Below are 20,216 nucleotides of genomic sequence, written 5' to 3'. Positions count from 1 at the left end.
TGTCATGTTCGATCACCTGACCAACCCCGTGCTGGTGGAAACCCGCGCCGGCATCCGCCGCTTTATCGACGAGGAACTGCGCCCGCTGGAGCAGGAGCTGGGGCTCGGCTCCGAAGACCCGTGGCCGCGCGAAGTGCTGCGCAAGGTCTGGCGCCGCTCGTACGAACTGGGTTTCTATGCCGCCTGCCTGCCGGAATCGCTCGGCGGCAAAGGGCTGAATATCCAGGAGCAATGCGCGCTCAAGGCCGATCTTGCCGCCAGCGGCTCGACGCTGGCCGCGCATGTGCTGGGCGACCTGGGCGGCCCGCCGCGCGTGGGCAACATGCTCAAGTACGCCACGCCGGCGCAGCTGAAGCAGTACTTCGAGCCGGTCATCCGCGGAGAGAAGTCGACCTGCTTCGCGCTGACGGAAACGCATTCCGGATCCGACGCGCAAAGCATCAAGACCACCGCGGCCGCCGACGGCGACGAGCTGGTGATCAACGGCGGCAAGCACTACATCAGCGGCGCGCCGTTCGCGGACTTCGCCATCGTCATGTGCGTGACGGATGCCACCACGACGCCGCCGGCGATCAGCGCGGTCCTGGTCGACCTGAACCTGCCGGGCGTGACCGTGACCAACGAGTACGTGCCGATGTCGGGCCAGCATATCGACGGCGATATCCGCTTCGACAACGTGCGCGTGCCGCGCGCCAATATCTTTGGCGGCGAGGGCAACGGCTTCAAGCTCGGCATGTCGCGCATCAACGTGAACCGCTTGCTGCACTGCCCGTCGATGCTGGGGCTGGCCATGCGAGCCTATGAGTCGTCGGTGGAGTACGCCGGCAAGCGGCGCCAGTTCGGCGGCCCGATCGCGCGCTTCCAGGCAATCCAGCACATGCTCGCCGATATGGCCGCGGCGCTGTGGGCCTGCGAAAGCATGATCGCGCACACCGCGGCACTGGCAGACGCCGGCGCCGATCTGCGCATGAAAGCCGCGGCGTGCAAGCTCTTTGTCTCGGAACGCTGTTTCGAAGTGGCCGACAAGGCGGTACAGATCCACGGCAACGTGGGCGTCACGCGCGGGCATCCGGTCGAGCAGACCTTCCGCAAGCTGCGCATGTTCCGCATCTTCACCGGCACGAGCGAGATCCAGCGCAACACCATCGCGCGCGCGATACTGGAGCCGCTGCAGCAGCAGGCGCAGCCGCCGAAACAGCAACAGGCATGACCGTGCCGGCGGCACGGTCGCCGCCGGCATCAGGACACTACAACAAGACCACGGAGACCTAGCATGAACCGCCGAGAATGGCTCGCCACCGCTGGCGCCGCCGCACTGGGAAGCGTCTTTCTGCCCGCCCGCGCCGCGGCCCCTGCCAACTATCCCAACCGGCCGATCCGGCTGATCGTCCCGTTCATCGCCGGCAGCACGCCGGACAATACTGCCCGCACGCTGTCGGCGGAGCTTGGCCAGAAGCTCGGCCAGCCGCTGGTGGTCGAGAACATGCCCGGCGCCGGCGGCATCATCGGCGCCACCGCGCTGCGGCGTGCCGTGCCCGACGGCTACACGCTGGGCATCCTCGCCAACACGCACGTGATCAACGTGCATATGTACCGCAAGATGCCGTACGACCCGGCGCGCGATTTCACGCCGATCACCGCGCTTTCCGGCGGGCCGACCGCGCTCGTCGTGCCCACATCGTCGCCGTACAAGACCGCAGCCGAGCTGGTCGCCGCCATGAAGAAAGCGCCGGGCAAGTTCAACTACGGCTCCGGCGGCAAGGGCAGCATCGCGCATCTGGCGGTGGAAACCATGCTCCACCAAGCCGGCTGCGACGCAGTGCACATCCCGTACAAGGGCGCGCCGGAAATCATCACCGCCATGCTGACCGGGCAGACCCAGTTCGGCATGCCGGTGCTTGGCACGGCGACCCAGTATGTGCGCAACCAGCAGGTGCGCGTGCTGGCCGTCACCGCCGCCGCGCGCTCGCCGTTCTTCCCGGACGTGCCGACCATGGCCGAAGCGCTGCCGCCCGGCTTTGTCATCGACAACTGGAGCGGGCTGTTTGCACCAGCCAACTTCCCGGCCGAGCTAACCCAGAAGCTCCATGCCGCCGTCGCCGCGCTGCAGAATGCCGGCGTGTTCGACGCGCAGCTCAAGGCCAACGCGGGCGAACTGCGCCGCAGCGCAACCCCGGCCCAGTTCGGCACGGTCGTGGCCGCGGACAACTCGCGCTATGGCGAGCTGATGAAGTCGATCGGCATGGTCGGCGACCTGGGCTGAGCGCCCTGCTTTCAAACCGGGATTGCAAATGAAACCAGAATGGTCCTGCCTGAAGGACGTCACCATCATCGACGCCAGCCAGCTGCTGCCCGGCCCGCATGCGTGCAACCTGCTGCGGCAACTCGGCGCCGATGTGATCAAGGTGGAACAGCCCGGCAGCGGCGACTCCATCCGCCAGCTCGGTCCGGCGGCGTATGCGCAGTTCAACCGCGGCAAGAAGTCCATCGCGCTGGACCTGAAGACCGACGCCGGCCGCGAGGCCTTCCTTGAACTGGCGCGCAATGCCGACGCCGTGGTGGAAGGCTTCCGCCCCGGCGTCATGAAGCGGCTGGGACTCGACTATGCGGCATTGGCCGCCGTCAATCCGGCCATCGTGCTGTGCTCGGTGTCGGGCTTCGGCCAGACCGGACCGTACGCCAGCCACGCGGGGCATGACCTCAACTACCTGGCGCTGGCCGGCTACTGGGCGACGCCGGTGCAGGTGCACGACAAGGTCTCGCGCCCGCGCGTGCGCGTGTCGGACTATGCCGCGTCAGGCTATGCCGCGCTGTCGCTGGCCGTGGCCATCATGAGCGCGCGGCAGCACGGACGCGGGCAGCATCTGGACGTATCGATCCACGACGCCATCCTGTCATGGACCGCCCACGGCGCCTGGGCAGCGCGCGGCCATGAGGCGGCGCCGCAGGAATCGCCGACTGTGATGCCGGAGAACGACCTGTTCGAGACGCGCGACGGCAGGCATCTGGCGATGGGGATTCTGGAGAACAAGTTCTGGGTCAACCTGGGCGAGGCGCTTGGGGAGGAATTTCCTGCGCTGCGCGATCCGCGATATGCCACGCGGGCCGGGCGCTATGGGCACAAGCTGGCGGTCAATGACCTGCTTGCGGCGGTGTTCCGGACGCGCGACCTTGACGATTGGGAGGCTTTCTTCGGACCGCTGGATATACCGTTCTCGCCGGTGCTGGGGGCGGGGGAATTGTTTGAGGATGCGCACGTACGGGCGCGAGGGGTGGTGCGGCGCCCAGCAGGAGAAGACGGGATTGCGGTGAACTTCCCGGTCGGGTTCTCCTTAGGGTTGCCAGAGGGGGACGACTTTGTGGCCGGTCTCGGAAAGGGAACGGCGCGCTAAACGGCTCAAAAGAATTCTTTTCGTCACTTTACACCGATACGAAGCGCTGAGCCCTAACGGATTAGCGAGAATTATTGCTCGGCTATAATTATTGGAATCCAATAATTTCCAATAAGTGCGCCATGACAAACATCTATCGTCGCCCGGCCCTTGCAAGCCAGATGTCGAAGCAGTTGCTCCACCCCGGCGTGCTGGACGAAGGGCTGCGGTCAGGCTTATTCCTGTCGGGCTTACGGCGCACCGGAAAAACGACGTTTCTTATCAACGACCTCGTTCCAGCCCTCGAGGCCGACGGTGCGATCGTTATCTACGTTGACCTCTGGAGCGACACTCAACGCAGCCCTGCGTCCCTCATCCTTGCCGCGGTAAAGAAGACGCTTGCCGAACTGGAGCAGCCGGGCTCCGCCGCCCTCAGGCAGCTCAAGCGCGTGTCGGGGGCCGACCTTGGCGCCTTTGGCCTCAAATTCGGGTTCAAGCTTGAAAGCGTTGGCGAGCCCGGCGGTGCCACGCTGGCCCACGCCCTTGCCGAAGTCGTCGACAAGGCCAAGACCAACGTGGTCCTGATCGTGGACGAGGTCCAGCACGCCATCACCTCCGACGAGGGCAATCGTATGCTACTGGCACTCAAGGCAGCCCGCGATGCCGTCAATCCACGCCCCAATACGCCTGGCTACTTCATCTTTGTAGGCACTGGCTCGCACCGGGCGCTGGTTGGCGAACTGACAGCGCGCCGCAACCAGGCCTTTGCAGGGGCTACCTCGGTCTCCTACCCCGTGCTTGGTGAAGACTACATCGCACATCTGCTGGAACGCTTGTCGGCAGAGGGATTCAGCGCGCGTCCATCGCTGGACGTTGCCGTCCAGGCGTTCCGCGCACTGGGCAACCGGCCGGAAGAGATGATCAAAGCCTTGCGGCAACTGCATTTCCACTTGCCCCCAGGCAGCAATCCGGACGAGCACCTGCCGGTCATCGCCAACACGCTCCGCTCGACCGCTGCCGACCTTGAACTGATGAAGCTCGAACAGCTGGGTGGACTGGCTACCGCGATTTTCGATCGCATCGCCTGCGCAGATGGTGACGCCCGCGGCTTGTTCTCGGCCGAGTCCGCCGCGGCATACTCCGCTGCCCTGGGACGTGAAGTCCGAATCGAGGAAGCACAGCCTGTGGTCAACGAGATGATGGCGACGAACCTGATCATGCGCAAAGGGCACGGGATCTATGGCGTGACTGACCCGTTCGTGCAGGAGATCTGGCTGGAGCGCAAGTCGCTTGAAGGCAAGCTGTAGCGGGAAGCAAGATAGCCGTCGCCTTTCACAGCTCGCCTTCATCGCAATTCGTGCCGGCACTGGCCGGGTGGAAACCAGCAGAATTGTCCCTGTCCGCTACTGCCCTTCCTTGCTACTTTTCTCAAAGTCAAAGGGGCCGATTGTGCCAAGGGGAGTCAGAGCATGAAGACCATCGGACTGATCGGCGGCATGAGCTGGGAGTCGTCCGCCGAGTACTACCGGCTGATCAACCAGGACATGAAAACGCGGCTGGGCGGGCACAACAATGCCCGCAGCCTCATGGCCACCGTCTGCTTCGAAGAAATCAAGGCACTGCAGCACGCGGAGCAATGGGATGAGCTTGGCCGGCTCATGCAGCAGGCCGCGCGGCAGGTCGAGGCCGGTGGCGCGGACTTCGTGCTGTTGTGTACCAACACCATGCATCGCGTGGCGCCGGCAATCGAGTCAGTGCTAAACGTGCCCTTCATCCATATCGTCGACCCGACGGCGCACGCGTTGCGTCAGGCCGGCATCCGGCGCGTCGGCTTGCTCGGAACCCGCTTCACGATGGAGCAGGATTTCTACCGCGGGCGGATGCGCGAGCTGCATGGCATCGACGTCTTGGTGCCGGAGCAGGCCGATCGCGAACGCGTGCACGATGTCATCTATGAAGAGTTATGCCACGGCATCGTGCGAGATGAGTCAAGGGCCGAATACCAACGCATCGTCGCCGCGCTCGCGGCGCAGGGCGCCGAAGGCGTGATCCTCGGCTGCACGGAAATCACGCTGCTGCTCAGGCAGGATGACGTGGCGTTGCCGGTGTTTGATACCACGGCGCTGCATGCGCAGGCTGCGGTGACGCTGGCGCTCGGCTAAGCGGCCCTGCCCTATCTTGAGCGATTTCTGAGGTGCTGGCCGGCGTGATCCCAGCACGCCTGCTGCGCCAAGTATCGCCTTTCTGCCCTTCTCCATCGCCTGCACCGGTTTCAGGACTCAGCGATTTCCTAGCGAGCCGCGTTCCTGCAAGCTTCGCTTTCCCAATGGGAATGCGACATCTCTTATCGCCTTCGTGGCGCATCCACGAAATACTGGTTGCGTCATCGGATTGCCGGTGACCGGGCGTGGAAACCCGAGCAATTGACGCGAACAGACGTTGCCGCACCAATGGGCAACGTCTGTGTACTCGCACGGACCGATTGGTTCCATGGCGGGTCGAGCGGGGCAGCCGCAAGGCTGGGCCGGTTTTTCGCGTTCTTCCGGTATTTCCACCCTCGCTTTTGACCCGCCGCCCTCACTGACTTGGGTGGCGCAACCACTTAGTGAGGTGTCATCCATGACGATCGAACCAGTCGAAACCAGTGTTTCCCTGCATCAAATCCGCGCCGGCATTGAAGGCGTGCTCGCGCTTTTGGAACAGCTGAGCGTACGTTCCGAAGAGTGCTTCAGCGCGCTATGCCTGCTGGGGATGGTGCAGGCTAAGCTGGCCGAGTTGATGGACGCGGACCCGCTCACAGCGTAGCGGCGCATGCGTTGGCGGCGCTTCGGCATCCGCCAGCGCATAACCTCAAGCTTGACGACAACAACATGACCACGACCAGTGCACTCCCCGACAGCCAGGCATACGCGCTCATCCAGCGAGAAGTCGTGGCATTGCTGGAATCCGCGCGAGGTGCAGCCGCAAGAAGCGTGAACGCCCTCATGACCGCTACATACTGGGAAATCGGCCGACGCATCACCGAGTTCGAACAGGCAGGACAAGAACGCGCCGGGTATGGCGACGCATTGCTCGGACGTCTGGCATCCGACCTTTCCTCCCGGTTCGGCCGAGGCTTCAGTAGGCAAAACCTGCAGCAGATGCGCACCTTCTACCAATTTTGGCCGGCAGAGAAGATTTGCCAGACACTGTCTGGCAAATGTGTGCACGAAAAGCCACTTCACCTTACCGTCCTGCGCAGGCCTTCCGTCTGCCCTGGTCCGCCTATGTGCGCCTGATCTCAGTCAAGAGCCACTACGCGGGACTTCTACGAAACCGAGGCATTACGCTGTGGCTTGTGGATCTCAAGGTTGGTAAGTTCAGCTATGCCGACGCAGGCCAAATGCACCTTTACCTGAACTATGCGCGCGAGAATTGGATGAAGCCGGGGGAGAATCCCCCGGTTGGTCTGATTCTGTGCACGGAACTGGGTGCCTCGGAAGCGCGCTACTCACTCGAAGGTCTGTCCAACACAGTGTTGGCCGCCGAGTATCGGACTGTACTACCCGATGAACGATTACTTGCCGAGAAGCTGGATCAGACGAGACGCGAGCTGGAAGCCCAGCATAGCGTCAGCAGGATAGAGAAGACCGCAGCCTCCTGACCATGGGACCCCTCCGTCCGTAGCTACTCCAGGCTTATCCACGTAGTCTTCAAATCGGTGTACTTGTCCAGCGCATGCAGCGACTTGTCCCGACCCGACCCCGATTGCTTGACCCCGCCGAACGGCACCGTGATATCCCCATCCATATAGCAGTTGACCCACACCAGTCCAGCCCGCAGCCGCCGCGAGACCCGGTGCGCACGCGACAGGTTGGCGGTCCACAACCCAGAGCCCAGCCCATAAGGCGAATCGTTGGCCATGCGCACGACTTCGTCCTCCGTGTCGAACACAGTCACGGCCAGCACCGGACCGAAGATTTCTTCGCGCACGATGCTGAGCGACTGGCTCGGGCATTCGAAGATGGTGGGCTGCAGGAAGTAGCCGCCGGTGTCCGTGCGGACGCGTTCGCCGCCCAGGCGCAGCCGCGCGCCTTCGCGTTGGCCGCCGTCCACGTAGGACATCACGCGGTCGAGTTGGCGCGCATCGACGATGGCACCCATGGAGGATGCCGGGTCGAGTGGATCGCCTGGCTGCATTGCTCGGGCATACGCCTCCAGCTTCTCCATGAACGGCTCATAGATGGCGCGCTGGACATAGAGCCGCGAGCCGGCAATGCAGATTTCACCCTGGTTGTTGAAGATGCCGATGGCGGCCGCCTGCGCGGCACGGTCGAGGTCGGGGCAGTCGTCAAACACAATGTGCGGCGACTTGCCGCCGCATTCGAGCCAGACACGCTTCAGGTTGGACTGGCCGGAATATTCCATGAAGCGCTTGCCGGTGGCCGTGGAGCCGGTGAAGGCGATGCAATCCACGTCCGGATGCAGGCCGAGCGCCTGCCCGGCCTGTGCGCCCAGTCCGGGCACGACGTTGAAGACACCGGGGGGAATGCCAGCTTCCGCGGCCAGCTCGGCGAGCCGCAGCGCGGTAAGTGGCGACTGTTCGGCAGGCTTGAGGATGACGCTGTTACCCGCAGCCAGCGCAGGCGCGACCTTCCAGCTCCCCATCAGCAACGGATAGTTCCACGGCACCACGGCCGCCACCACGCCGAGCGGCTCGCGCGTGATGGTGGCGAGCACGTTGCCGCCGGTGGGGGCGATCTCATCGTAAATCTTGTCGATGGCTTCGGCGTACCACGCGAAGGTGCGCGCCGCTTCCGGAATGTCGTAGGCCAGCGTATCGCCGATGGGCTTGCCCATGTCCAGCGTTTCCAGCAGGGCCAGTTCCTCGTGGTGGGTTTCGATCAGCGCGGCCAGCCGCAGCAGCACGGCCTTGCGCTCGCGCGGTGACAGTCCGGACCAGACGCCTTGTTCGAAGGCCTGGCGCGCCGCCGCGACGGCACGGTCGACGTCGGCCGCGCCGCATGCCGCCACCTTGGCCAGCACCGCGCCGGTGGCGGGGTTGATGGTGTCGAAGGTGGCACCGTCGGCGGCATCGGTCCATGCGCCGCCGATGCAGGCACGGCTTTGCGGGCGCAGTGCGGCTGCCCGGGCCTGCCAGTAAGACAGGTCGCGTGTTTCGCTCATGGGGTTCCTCGTTTGGTTGACAGGGCCGCGGGCGACGGCAGCGTCTGCGTCAGGCCAGCGACCACGATCAGGGCGATGCCGGCCAGCGCCAGCGCGTCGGGCCAACGGCCGAACCACAGCGCGCTGTAGACCAGCGCCAGCAGCAGGTGGAAATAGTTCAGCGGCGCCAGCCGCGATGCCGGGGCGCGCTGCAGCGCCAGGATCAGCAGCACCTGCGCCGCCGCGCTCATCAGGCCCATGGCCAGGATCGCCAGCCAATCGGCCAGGTCGGGCCAAACCGGGGGCGGGAAGAACGGTGCCGGCACGCCGGTGGCGACCATGCAGATCAGCGCGGCAAAACCGTATTGCACGCGCGCATCGACCTGCCCCGCCATGCGCCGGGTCAGCAGTTGCAGCATGGCGTAGGCCAGCGTGGCGGCCAGCATCAGCACGGTACCAAGCCACGACACCGCGCCGCCGGGGCGTACGATCAGCAGCATCCCGCAGAAGCCTGCGCCTACCGCCAGCCACTGGCGCGAGCCGACCTTCTCGCCCAGCATCCACGACGACAGGCCCACCACCATCAGCGGCGCCATGAAATAGATGGCGGTGGCTTCGGCCAGCGGCATCCACAGCAGCGCGGTCATGAAGCAGGTGCCGACCACCGCGAGCATCAACCCGCGCAGCAACAGCAGGCCGCGGTGCGGGGTGCGCCAGAAGCGGATCTGTCCGCGCAGTTGGCCGGACATAGCGAGCATGGCCACTGCTACCGCCAGCGTGGCGCCGTAGCGCACCGCGTTGAGAAACGGCGCGGGATAGCGGCCGACCAGGTGCTTGGCGGTTGCGTCCACGGTAGCGAACAGCGTCACCACGCACAGGAACAGCAGCCCGCCACGCCACCAGTCGGGCGCGCCGTGCGCCGCGGCGGTCATGCGCCCGCCTGCGCGACCATCGCGCCGAGCAGCACGTTGGCGCCGGCTTCCAGGTGCTCGGGCCGGGCATCTTCCACTTCGTTGTGGCTGATGCCGTCCTTGCAGGGCACGAAGATCATCGCGGTCGGGGTGACGCTGGCCATGTACACCGCGTCATGACCAGCACCGGTGACGATGTTCTGCTGGCTGTAGCCGCGCGCCACGGCCTCGCGGCGCACATGGTCGACCAGTTCCGGCGCGAACGGCGTCGGCGGGAAGTACTGCACGTCTTCGACCTTCACGTCGAACGTGGCACCAGTGGTCTGGCCCTGCGCCAGCGCCTCGCATGCGGCGCGGAAGCGGGCGTCCATCTCGGCCAGCTTGCCGGCGTCTTCATGGCGCAGGTCGACCGTGAATTTGACCGCGCCGGGGATCACGTTGCGCGAGCCGGGGTGGAGATCGACCACGCCCACCGTACCGCGGCCGTGCGGCGCGAAGTCATGCGCGATGCGAACCACTTCCTGCATCACGTGGGTGGCGCCATAGAGCGCGTCGCGGCGCAGCGGCATCGGCGTGGGGCCGGCGTGCGCTTCCATGCCGGTTACGGTCACGTCGTACCAGCGCAGCCCCAGCGATCCCGTGACCACGCCGATTACGTTGTCCGCCGCTTCCAGCACCGGGCCCTGTTCGATATGCGCCTCGAAATACGCCCCCACCGGCCGCCCGCCCACCTCGTCAGGACCGGCGTAGCCGATCGCCTGCAGTTCGTCGGCCACGCGCTTGCCTTCGGTATCGGTGGCGTCCAGCGCGGTCTGCAGCGGGAAAATCCCGGCGAACACGCCCGAGCCCATCATCACCGGCACGAAGCGCGTGCCTTCCTCATTGGTCCAGATGGCCAGTTCGAGCGGCGCTTCGGTGGTCACGCCATAGTCATTGAGCGTGCGCATGACTTCCAGCCCGGCCAGCACGCCGAAGCAGCCGTCGAACTTGCCGCCGGTCGGCTGCGTATCGATATGGCTGCCGGTCATCACCGGCGGCAGCGCATCGTTGCGCCCGGCGCGGCGGCCAAAGATATTGCCGACGCGGTCCACCGTCACGGTCAGGCCCGCGTCGCGCATCCAGCCGCACACCAGGTCGCGGCCCTGGCCGTCGAGCGCGGTCAGCGCCAGGCGCGCGTTGCCGCCCTTCGGCGTGGCGCCGATCTGCGACAGGTCCATCAGCGATTGCCACAGGCGCTGGCCGTTGATGGCGATCTTGCTAGTCATTGCAGTTCTCCTGGTATTGGTGATTGCACCATTCAGCCTTATGCGGTCGCAGGTGCGAAACCCGCCAGGAATGCATCCAGCCCGCGGCCGATCGCCTCGACCTCGTAGCCGCCCTCCTGCACCACCACCGTCGGCAGGCCCAGCGCATGGATGCGCTCGCCGATGCCGCGGTAGCCATCCATGCTGACCTTCAGGACGCTGATGGGATCGTTCTCGTAGGTATCGAAGCCCAGCGCCAGCACCACCGCCTGCGGGCGATAGTCGCGCAGCGCGTCCAGTGCGCCGTCCAGTGCCGACAGGAACTCGGCGTCGCCGCTGCCGTGCGGCAGCGGGAAGTTGAGGTTGTAGCCATAGCCCGCGCCATAGCCGCGCTCGTTCGCATAGCCGGTGTAGAACGGGTAGTAATCGGCCGGATCGGCATGCAGCGAAATCGTCATCACATCTGAGCGGTGATAGAAAATCTGCTGGGTGCCGTCACCGTGATGCGCATCGACGTCGAGCACCGCCACCTTGCCGAAGCGGGCCAGCAGCGTTTGCGCCGCGATGGCCGAGTTGTTGACATAGCAGAAGCCGGCCGCGCGGTCGCTGTGGGCGTGGTGGCCGGAGGGGCGGCACAGCGCATAGGCCATGCCGGCGCCGTCCTGCCGCTCGCACACATGGCGGGCCGCCGCGACCGCGCTGTGCGCGCCGCGCAGGATCGCGCGCCAGCTGTCCGGCCCGAGCGGGCAGCTGAGGTCGCCCAGGTAGTAGCCGGCCTGGGCGATCACCGAATCGTTGGGACACACGGGACGGCGCGGCTCGCCGACCTTGCCGTTGTGATACGGCGATAGATTGGGCAGGACTTCGATGCCGGGCTCGAAGCCGGGTCGCGCCAGTTCCTGCCAGCGCGCCCAGGCGCTGGCGAGGAAGTCGAGATAGGCCGGACTGTGCACCGCTTCCAGCGGCGCGCGCCCGCAATCGGGTGGCGCCGCCAGTTCGATGCCGCGCGCGGCGAGCGCGCGCTGCAGTGCCGCCGCGCGGGCCGGCACGTCGGTCGGCGCGCACAACCGCCCCGCGCGCATGAACTGGCGGGGTTCGTGCAGCAACTGATCATCCGAGAAGAAGGCACGCATGGTGTAGGTAGGTTGTAAAAGGAAGCGCCGGCTCAGCCTGCCGCCTGGCGCGCCAGTGCCGCCGCGCGGATGCCGGACAGGGTCATGCCGGGCGCGATGCCGTCGGGGTCGTAACGCAGCTCCAGCAGCGCCGGCATGCTGTGCGTACTGGCAAAGTCGAGCGCGCGATCCAGCGCGGGGCCGAATTCGGCGTCGCTCGACACCACCTCACCGTAGCCGCGGTAGGCGCGCGCCAGTTCGGCGAACTCCGGGTTCTCGAAGCCCAGCGCGATGGTCCGGCCGGGGAATTCGCGTTCCTGGTGGGCGCGGATCGTGCCCCAGATGCCGTTGTTGAACACCAGCACCACGATGCCGAGGCGGTACTGCATGGCCACGCCCAGCTCCTGCAGGTTCATCTGGAAGCAGCCGTCGCCCGCATAGCAGACCACGGTGCGTTCCGGATGCTCCAGCTTGGCCGAGATCGCCGCCGGCAGGCCATAGCCCATCGAGCCGACAGTCGGCGCCAGGCTGGTGCCGACGCCCTTGTAGCGGTAATAGGTGTGCGGAAAGACCGCGTAGTTGCCGGCGCCGACGGTAATGCAGGCATCCTCGGGCAGGCGCTCGCGCACAAGACAGGCGGCCTGGTTCAGATTCAGCGGACCTGGCGCGGGCAGCGCCTTCTGGCTGTCGAGGTAGTCGCGCCGCGCGCGCTCCACCAATGCCGCGCGGTTGTGTTCGCGCGCCGGGCGCAGGCCGTCCACCGCGGCCGCGAACGAGACGACGTCAGCAACGACAGGCACCTCCGCGCGGAACACGCGGCCCAGCTCCTCCGGATCGGGATACACATGCACCAGCCGCTGGCGCGGCAGCGGGCTTTCCACCACGGTATAGCCCTCGGTGGTGGCCTCGCCCATGCGGGTGCCGACGGCGATCAGCAGGTCCGACCCGCGGATGCGCGCGCGCAGTGCCTCGCCCATGCCCCAGCCGACATGGCCGGCATAGTTGGGATGGTGGTTGTCGAAGCACTCCAGCCGGCGCCACGCCAGCCCCACCGGCAGGCCGAAGCGTTCGGCAAAGCCTTCCATCTGCCGCATCGCCTCGGGGGTCCAGCCGGAGCCGCCGATCATCAGGAAGGGGCGCTCGGCCTGTTCCAGCATCGCGGCCAGCGACGCCAGCGCGTGCGGCGCCGGAGCCGAGTGGCTGCGCACGTAGCGCGGCATGTCGGCCACGGTGGCCTTGCCCCACAGCGTGTCCTCCGGCAGCGCCAGCACCACCGGGCCGGGCCGGCCGCTGGTCGCTACCGCGAAGGCACGTGCGATGAACTCGGGAATGCGGTCGGTGCGGTCGATCTGCGCGACCCACTTGGACATCTGGCCGAACATGCGGCGGTAGTCGATTTCCTGGAAGGCTTCGCGCTCGTAGAAGTCGTTGCCCACCTGCCCCACGAACAGGATCATCGGCGTGGAGTCCTGGAACGCGGTATGCACGGCGATGCTGGCATTGGTGGCGCCGGGGCCGCGCGTGACGAAGCAAACGCCGGGCTCTCCCGTCAGCTTGCCGTGGGCTTCGGCCATGTAACCGGCACCGCTTTCCTGGCGGCAGACGATCGGCGTGATCGCGTCCTGGTGGTCGTACAGCGCATCGATGCACGGCAGGTAGCTTTCGCCCGGCACCAGGAACACGCGCCGCACGCCCTGGATGCGCAACTGCTCGACAAGGATCTGCCCGCCATTGCGCTCGCGCAGGGTGGGGTTGGCTTGGCTCATTGGCAACCTCCTCCGCCCGCGGCGCCGGCCGCCGGCTTGATCTCGATTTCCACGAACACGCATTCGCCTTCGTGGGCATTGATGACGTTGTGCTCGACCCCGGCTGGGCGGTAATAGGCCTGGCCGGCAACGAGCTGGCTGGTGGCCTCGCCAGCCGGCGTCTGCAGGCGCAGCGCCCCGGTGGTCATCGGCACCACCACGTAGTCGTAGCCATGGCGATGCTGCCCGGTCTCGGCGCCGGGCGCGAAGCGCCACTCCGTCACGATCACGCGTTCGTTGTCGACCTGCACGGTGCCGACGGCCTTGGGCCGGTCTTGCGGCGCGCTCACCGGTCCACCCCGCCCATGCACAGGTACTTAGTCTCCAGGTATTCGTCGAGGCCGTACTTCGAGCCCTCGCGGCCCAGGCCCGACTGCTTGACGCCGCCGAACGGCGCCACCTCGTTGGAGATCAGGCCGGTGTTGATGCCGACCATGCCGTACTCCAGCGCCTCGGCCACGCGCCAGACGCGGCCGATATCGCGGCTGAAGAAATAGGAGGCCAGGCCGAATTCGGTATCGTTGGCCATCGCGATCGCTTCCTCGTCGGTGGAGAAGCGGAACAGCGGCGCCAGCGGGCCAAAAGTTTCCTCCTTGGCCACGCGCATGGCGGGGGTCACGTCGGCCAGTACCGTCGGTTCGAAGAACGTGCCGCCCAGCGCATGGCGCTTGCCGCCGGTCAGCAGGCGCGCGCCCTTGCCGAGCGCGTCGGCGATATGCGACTCAACCTTGGCCACTGCGTCCTCGTTGATCAGCGGGCCTTGCAGCACGCCCGGCTCAACCCCGTGACCGACCTTCAGCTTTGCCACCGCAGCCACCAACTTCTCAGCGAACTCGTCATAGACCTTGTCGTGCACATAGAGCCGGTTGGCGCAGACGCAGGTCTGGCCGGCGTTGCGGTACTTGGAGGCAATGGCGCCCTCCACCGCCGCATCGAGGTCGGCGTCGTCGAACACGATGAACGGTGCGTTGCCGCCGAGTTCCAGTGAGAGCTTCTTGATGGTGTCGGCGGACTGCCGCATCAGGATGCGGCCCACCTCGGTCGAGCCGGTAAAGCTGAGCTTGCGCACCACGGGGTTGGCAGTGAGCTCGGCGCCGATTGCGATGGCGTCGCCCGTGATTACGCTGAACAGGCCCGCCGGCAGCCCCGCGCGCTCGGCCAGCACGGCCAGCGCCAGCGCCGACAACGGCGTGTCTTCGGCCGGCTTCAGCACCATGGCGCAGCCCGCGGCCAGCGCCGGGCCGGCCTTGCGCGTAATCATCGCGAGCGGGAAATTCCACGGCGTGATCGCCGCGCACACGCCAACCGGCTCCTTGACCACGACCAGCCGCTTGTCGTTGGCGGGCGTGGCCAGCACGTCGCCGCTGACGCGCTTGGCTTCCTCTGCGAACCATTCGAGGAAGGAAGCGGCATAGATGACTTCGCCCTTCGCTTCCGCCAGCGGCTTGCCTTGCTCGGTGGTCATCAGCAGCGCGAGATCGTCGGCATTGGCCAGCATCAACTCGTACCAGGCGCGCAGCACCGCGGCACGCTCGCGCGCGGTCTTGCGGCGCCAGTTGGTCTGTGCCGCCTGCGCGGCGTCGATGGCGCGGCGGGTTTCGGCCGCGCCCATGCTGGGCACGGTGCCGATCAGGGCGCCGCTGGCGGGATCGGTGACGGTGAAGGTCGCGCCGCTGTCGGCGTCCTGCCAGTTGCCGGCGATATAGGCCTGCGTGCGCAGCAGGCCGGTGTCCTTGAGTTGCATGGGTAATCTCTGTGGAATCAATGAAAGGGGACAGGTCAGCGCGTCAGTGCCTCGGCCAGGATGTCCAGGCCTTCGTTCATCACTGCGTCCTGGATCGTCAGCGGGAACAGGAAGCGGATCACGTTGCCGTACACACCGCACGACAGCAGCAGCAGGCCCTTTTCCAGCGCGCGGTTCTGCACCGTGCGCGTAAAGTCGGGATCGGGGCTGCCGTCGGCCTGGCGGAATTCCACCGCCACCATTGCGCCGACGCCGCGCACTTCGGCGATCTGCGGCACGCGCGGGCGCAGGCTTTCCAGGCGCGTCATCAAACGCTGGCCCAGCTCGGCACCGCGTTCGATCAGCTTCTCGCCTTCGAGCACGTCCAGTACAGCCAGCGCAGAAGCCACCGCAAGCGGGTTCCCGGCATACGTGCCGCCCAGCCCGCCGGGCGCCGGCGCGTCCATCACTTCGGCGCGGCCGCACACCGCCGACAGCGGCATGCCGCCGGCCAGGCTCTTGGCCATCGTGGTCAGGTCCGGCGCCACGTCGTAGTGTTCCATCGCGAACAGCTTGCCGGTGCGGCCGAAGCCGGTCTGCACTTCATCGGCGATCAGCAGGATGCCGTGCTCGTCGCAGACCGCGCGCAGCGCCTGCACGAAGTCGGTCGGCGCGACGTTGAAGCCGCCCTCGCCCTGCACGGGTTCGAAGATGATGGCCGCCACGCGCTTGGGATCGATGTCCGCCTTGAACAGGTGCTGCAGCGCCTTGAGCGAGTCGTCGGTGGTGACGCCGTGCAGCGCGCACGGATACGGCGCGTGGTAGACCTCGCCCGGGAACGGCCCGAAGCCGATCTTGTACGGCGCGACCTTGCCGGTCAGCGCCATGCCCATCATGGTGCGGCCGTGGAAGCCGCCGGAGAACGCGATCACGCCGGGCCGGCCGGTGGCGGCGCGGGCGATCTTGATGGCGTTCTCCACCGCCTCGGCGCCGGTGGTGAAGAAGGCGGTCTTCTTGGCCGAGCGGCCCGGCGCACGGCGATTGATCTTCTCGGCCAGCTCGATATAGCTGGCGTAGGGCACGATCTGGTAGGCTGTATGAGTGAAGCGCCCCAGCTGCTGCTCGACGGCTTCGACCAGGCGCGGATGGCGGTGGCCCGTGTTGAGCACGGCGATACCTGCGGCGAAGTCGATATAGCGCTTGCCCTCGACATCCCAGATCTCCGAATTCAGCGCGCGCTCGGCGTAGAAGTTGCACATCACGCCCACGCCGCGCGGGGTGGCGGCGTCCTTGCGGCGAACCAGTTCGGCGTTCTTCATACTTCTCTCCAGTTATCTTTGTAGTTGCGACGTGGTTGGTGCCCGTGCCGCTCAGGCGGCGGCGCGGATCAGTGTCGGGTCCCATGCCTTGCCGGGAATCGCGCCGATCAGGCGCTGGGTATAGGCGTGCTGCGGGGCGTCGAAGATCTGCCCCGGCGGGCCGGACTCGACCACGCGGCCCTTGTGCATCACGATCACGTGGTGGCAGATCTGCGCGGCCACGCGCAGGTCATGGGTAATGAAGATCAGGCCGATGTTCAGGCGCTTCTGCAGGTCGGCCAGCAGCTCCAGCACCTGCGCCTGCACCGAGACATCGAGCGCGGAGACCGATTCGTCGGCCACCAGCAGCTTGGGTTCCAGCGCCAGTGCCCGCGCGATGCCGATGCGCTGGCGCTGGCCGCCGGAGAACTGGTTGGGATAGCGGTCGAACGCGGAGGCCTCCAGCCCCACCAACTGCAGCAGTTCGCGCGCGCGCGCCTGCGCGGCGGCCAGCGGCACGCCGTTGGCGACCGGACCATCGGTGATGATGCGACCGACGGTATGACGCGGATTGAGCGAGGCAAACGGATCCTGGAAAATCATCTGCACGTCGCGGCGCAGCGGACGGAACTGGCGCTCGGAAAGGCGGGCGATGTCCTGCCCATCGAACATCAGCGCGCCGCCATCGATATCCATCAGGCGCAGCAGGCATTTGCCGATGGTCGACTTGCCCGAGCCCGACTCGCCGACGATTCCCAGCGTCTCGCCGCGGCGTACCGTGAAGCTGACGCCATCCACCGCATGCACCACGCGCTTCCTGGTGAAGAGACCACCGCCGGTCACGTAGGTCTTGCGCAGGTCCCGCACTTCCAGCACGGTCTCGCTCTCGTTGCGCCCGCGCTCTCCGGCACGGCCATGCGGCACCGCGCCGATCAGGCGCTTGGTATAGGCATGTTGCGGGCGGTTCAACACCTGGTCGGCGCTGCCCATCTCCACCAGCACGCCCTTCTCCATCACCGCCACGCGATCCGCGATCTCGGCCACTACGCCGAAGTCATGGGTGACGAACATCACGCCCATGCCCTTCTCGGCCTGGATGCGGCGGATCAGGTCCAGGATCTGCGCCTGCGTGGTGACATCGAGCGCGGTGGTCGGCTCGTCGGCGATCAGCAGCGCCGGTTCGAGCGCCAGCGCCATCGCAATCACCACACGCTGGCGCTGGCCGCCAGACAGGCGGAACGGATAGGCATGCATCAGCGTGGCCGGATCGGGCAGGCCGACGAACTCCAGCAGTTCGAGCACGCGGCGCGCACGCGCCTCGCCCGGGTAGGCGTTGTGCACGCGCATGACCTCGCCGATCTGGTCGCCCACGGTCATCACGGGGTTCAGCGCAGACAGCGGCTCCTGGAACACCATGGCCATGTCCTTGCCACGCATGCCGAGCAGCGTGGCTTCGTCCTGAGTCAGCAGGTCGCGGCCCTTGAACAGGATCCGGCCCTGCTCCGGCTTCAGGTAAGCAGGTAGCAGGCCCATGATGGCGTTGGCGCTCATCGACTTGCCCGAGCCCGATTCGCCGACGATGCAGAGGATCTCGCCGGCATGCAGGTCATAGGAAATATCGCGCACCGCGTAGGGCCGGTCGCCGCCCGCGGGCAGCGCGATCGAAAGATCGCGGATCGACAGCAGGGGCGCTTGGTCGCTGGTCTTCATCACTTTGGTCCTTTGCTAGTCCAGGCGGGCGCTCATTCGCCGCGGCGGCGCAGCTGCGGGTTCATGGCGTCGTTCAGGCCCTCGCCGATCAGGTTGATCGACAGCACCGTCAGCAGGATCGCCACGCCGGGCCATACGCTCATCCACCACGCTTCGCGGATCATGGTTCGGGCCGCGCCGATCATGAAGCCCCAGCTCATCATGTTGCGGTCGCCCAGCCCCAGGAAGGCCAGCGCCGATTCGGTCAGGATCGCGGTGGCAACCATGAACGAGGCCGACACGATGATCGGCGACATGGCATTGGGCAGGATCTGCGTGGCGATGATGCGCACCGGCTTCTGCCCGATCACCACCGCGGCCTGCACGAACTCGCGCTGCTTGAGCGACAGGAACTCGCCGCGCACCAGGCGCGCCACCGGCGGCCACGACACCACCGAGATGGCGGCAACGATGGAATAGATCGACGGATTGAAGATGGCGACGATCACGACAGCCATCGCCAGCTGCGGAATGGTCTGGAAGAACTCGGTGATGCGCATCAGCGCATCGTCGACACGGCCGCCGCAATAGCCCGCGACCGCGCCCACGGCGATGCCGACGGCGAGCGCCACCGCGGTGGAGATCACGCCGACCAGCAGCGAGACCCGCGCGCCGTACAGCATGCCGGCGGTGATGTCGCGGCCCAGCATGTCGGTGCCGAACGGCAGCGCCGGGTCGGTGAACGGCTGCACCAGCGGCTCGGCCACCATCAGCCACGGCGACTCTTCGTAGAACACGGGCGCGAGCAGTGCCAGCGCCAGCACTGACAGCAGCACCAGCAGGCCGATCACCGCGCCATAGTTGCGGCAATAACGTTGCAGGAAGGCTTTCATGCGGTGGCTCCCTTGCCGCCCGCGGCGATGCGCGGGTCGATAAAGCGGTAGATCACGTCGGTCACCAGGTTGAAGAACACCACCATCGCCGAGGTCACGAAGAAAATGCCGAGCAGCAGCTGGTAGTCGCGCTGCAGCAGCGCATCGAACATCAGCCGGCCGATGCCCGGCCACGAGAACACGGTTTCGGTCAGCACCGCGCCGCCGGCCATCTGGCCCAGCTGGATGCCTGCAAACGTGATCACCGGCAGCAGCGCGTTGCGCAGCACATGCACGCGGATCACGCGGCCGGCCGGGACGCCCTTGGCGCGCGCGGTCTTCACATAGTCCATGCCCATCACCTCCAGCATGGAAGCGCGCGTCAGGCGCACGTACACGGCCATGAAAAAGCAGCCCAGCGACACCGTCGGCAGGATCATGTGCAGCGCCACGTCCTTGACGCGGGCCAGGCCGGTGTAGCCGGCGCCGATGGTCTCCATGCCGAAAGCCGGCAGCCAGCCCAGCACCACCGAGAACAGGATGATGGCCATCAGCGACAGCCAGAACAGCGGCGTCGCGTACAGCAGCAGCGCGCCTGACATCACCGCGCTGTCGATCCAGCGGCGGCGGTTTTCGTAGCGGGTGCGCGCCGCGATCACGCCGAGCAGCACGCCCAGCACGATGGAAAAGAGAAACGCCCCGCTCATCAGCAGGAAGGTCGCGGGCAGTCGGTCGAGGATCAGGTCCAGCACCGGCAGGTGGTTGCGGTAGGAGTAGCCCAGGTCGAGCTGCGCCACGCCCTTCAGATAGATGCCGAGCTGGGTCAGCACGGGCTTGTCCAGCCCGAACTGCTCGCGCAGCTGGTTGACGAAGGCGGCGTCGCCGGCGCCGGCTTCGCCCGCCATCACGGTGGCCGGGTCGCCCGGCGCCATCCGGATCAGGAAGAAGTTGATGACGACCACGCCAAGGACGACCACGACGGCCTTTCCGAGACGGGCGCCAAGAAAGGATAGAAAGTTCACGGCTTGCTCCACGCTGGCGGCCGG

General features: G+C 66.5%; 19 protein-coding genes. 8 read left to right on the top strand and 11 right to left on the bottom strand.

The genetic code is table 11. The features are described from left to right. The first annotated feature begins 4 nt into the window (after positions 1–4). The 8 genes from E0W60_RS09805 (at position 5) to E0W60_RS37480 (ending at position 7,014) form a co-directional block, all read left to right on the top strand. Positions 5–1,210, top strand: a complete 1,206-nt coding sequence (locus tag E0W60_RS09805; protein ID WP_135703798.1) for an acyl-CoA dehydrogenase family protein — start codon at positions 5–7, stop codon at positions 1,208–1,210. A 63-nt stretch (positions 1,211–1,273) separates the two neighbouring features. Next, a complete protein-coding gene (locus E0W60_RS09800; protein WP_133095207.1) occupies positions 1,274–2,263 on the top strand; it encodes a tripartite tricarboxylate transporter substrate binding protein in 990 nt (329 codons plus the stop codon). Positions 2,264–2,291: 28 nt separating this feature from the next. Further along, positions 2,292–3,392 carry a CaiB/BaiF CoA transferase family protein gene (locus E0W60_RS09795; protein WP_135703797.1) on the top strand — a complete coding sequence of 367 codons (1,101 nt, stop codon included), beginning with the start codon at positions 2,292–2,294 and terminating at the stop codon, positions 3,390–3,392. 122 nt (positions 3,393–3,514) lie between these two features. Continuing rightward, positions 3,515–4,678: an AAA family ATPase gene (locus E0W60_RS09790; protein WP_135703796.1), complete on the top strand. Its 1,164-nt coding sequence runs from the start codon at positions 3,515–3,517 to the stop codon at positions 4,676–4,678. 162 nt (positions 4,679–4,840) lie between these two features. Beyond that, a complete protein-coding gene (locus E0W60_RS09785) occupies positions 4,841–5,533 on the top strand; it encodes an aspartate/glutamate racemase family protein (protein WP_135703795.1) in 693 nt (230 codons plus the stop codon). Positions 5,534–5,990: 457 nt separating this feature from the next. Beyond that, the gene (locus tag E0W60_RS09780; protein WP_116319659.1) at positions 5,991–6,176 is read left to right on the top strand and encodes a hypothetical protein; all 186 of its coding nucleotides are present in this window, start codon (positions 5,991–5,993) and stop codon (positions 6,174–6,176) included. Positions 6,177–6,241: 65 nt separating this feature from the next. Beyond that, a complete protein-coding gene (locus E0W60_RS37485; protein ID WP_240745770.1) occupies positions 6,242–6,649 on the top strand; it encodes a DUF1016 N-terminal domain-containing protein in 408 nt (135 codons plus the stop codon). Positions 6,650–6,708: 59 nt separating this feature from the next. Further along, the gene (locus E0W60_RS37480; protein ID WP_240745769.1) at positions 6,709–7,014 is read left to right on the top strand and encodes a PDDEXK nuclease domain-containing protein; all 306 of its coding nucleotides are present in this window, start codon (positions 6,709–6,711) and stop codon (positions 7,012–7,014) included. Between the two features lie 23 nt (positions 7,015–7,037). Here the strand turns inward: E0W60_RS37480 and E0W60_RS09770 are convergent, their stop codons facing one another. From E0W60_RS09770 to E0W60_RS09720, 11 genes are read right to left on the bottom strand one after another with little or no spacing between them, the layout of a single operon-like run. Further along, the gene (locus E0W60_RS09770; RefSeq protein WP_135703794.1) at positions 7,038–8,537 is read right to left on the bottom strand and encodes an aldehyde dehydrogenase; all 1,500 of its coding nucleotides are present in this window, start codon (positions 8,535–8,537) and stop codon (positions 7,038–7,040) included. After that, positions 8,534–9,448 carry a DMT family transporter gene (locus E0W60_RS09765; RefSeq protein WP_135703793.1) on the bottom strand — a complete coding sequence of 305 codons (915 nt, stop codon included), beginning with the start codon at positions 9,446–9,448 and terminating at the stop codon, positions 8,534–8,536. Before E0W60_RS09765 ends, E0W60_RS09770 begins: the two co-directional genes overlap by 4 nt. Then, positions 9,445–10,692, bottom strand: a complete 1,248-nt coding sequence (locus E0W60_RS09760; RefSeq protein ID WP_135703792.1) for a Zn-dependent hydrolase — start codon at positions 10,690–10,692, stop codon at positions 9,445–9,447. The genes E0W60_RS09765 and E0W60_RS09760 overlap by 4 nt, the downstream gene beginning before the upstream one ends. A 38-nt stretch (positions 10,693–10,730) precedes the next feature. Further along, a complete protein-coding gene (locus E0W60_RS09755) occupies positions 10,731–11,804 on the bottom strand; it encodes a histone deacetylase family protein (protein ID WP_135703791.1) in 1,074 nt (357 codons plus the stop codon). A 32-nt stretch (positions 11,805–11,836) separates the two neighbouring features. After that, positions 11,837–13,549: a thiamine pyrophosphate-binding protein gene (locus E0W60_RS09750; protein ID WP_135703790.1), complete on the bottom strand. Its 1,713-nt coding sequence runs from the start codon at positions 13,547–13,549 to the stop codon at positions 11,837–11,839. Next, positions 13,546–13,878, bottom strand: a complete 333-nt coding sequence (locus E0W60_RS09745; RefSeq protein ID WP_135703789.1) for a cupin domain-containing protein — start codon at positions 13,876–13,878, stop codon at positions 13,546–13,548. The genes E0W60_RS09750 and E0W60_RS09745 overlap by 4 nt, the downstream gene beginning before the upstream one ends. Further along, positions 13,875–15,332 (bottom strand): NADP-dependent succinate-semialdehyde dehydrogenase, encoded by a 1,458-nt coding sequence (gene gabD, locus E0W60_RS09740; protein ID WP_135703788.1) that lies wholly within the window; start codon positions 15,330–15,332, stop codon positions 13,875–13,877. Before gabD ends, E0W60_RS09745 begins: the two co-directional genes overlap by 4 nt. Positions 15,333–15,367: 35 nt before the next feature. Further along, positions 15,368–16,630, bottom strand: a complete 1,263-nt coding sequence (gene gabT, locus E0W60_RS09735; RefSeq protein ID WP_135703787.1) for a 4-aminobutyrate--2-oxoglutarate transaminase — start codon at positions 16,628–16,630, stop codon at positions 15,368–15,370. Between the two features lie 51 nt (positions 16,631–16,681). Continuing rightward, positions 16,682–18,319, bottom strand: coding sequence for an ABC transporter ATP-binding protein (locus tag E0W60_RS09730; protein WP_135703786.1), 1,638 nt, complete (start codon positions 18,317–18,319; stop codon positions 16,682–16,684). Between the two features lie 32 nt (positions 18,320–18,351). Next, positions 18,352–19,191: an ABC transporter permease gene (locus E0W60_RS09725; RefSeq protein ID WP_116345782.1), complete on the bottom strand. Its 840-nt coding sequence runs from the start codon at positions 19,189–19,191 to the stop codon at positions 18,352–18,354. Then, entirely contained in the window at positions 19,188–20,192 is a 1,005-nt protein-coding gene (locus tag E0W60_RS09720; protein ID WP_135703785.1) for an ABC transporter permease, read from the bottom strand. The genes E0W60_RS09725 and E0W60_RS09720 overlap by 4 nt, the downstream gene beginning before the upstream one ends. Positions 20,193–20,216: the final 24 nt, after the last annotated feature.

The sequence above is a fragment of the Cupriavidus oxalaticus genome (assembly GCF_004768545.1).
In the GTDB taxonomy this organism is placed as follows: Bacteria; Pseudomonadota; Gammaproteobacteria; order Burkholderiales; family Burkholderiaceae; genus Cupriavidus; species Cupriavidus oxalaticus_A.
Note: the sequence above shows the minus strand (reverse complement) of the source record. Positions and strands in the feature narration are given on the sequence as shown.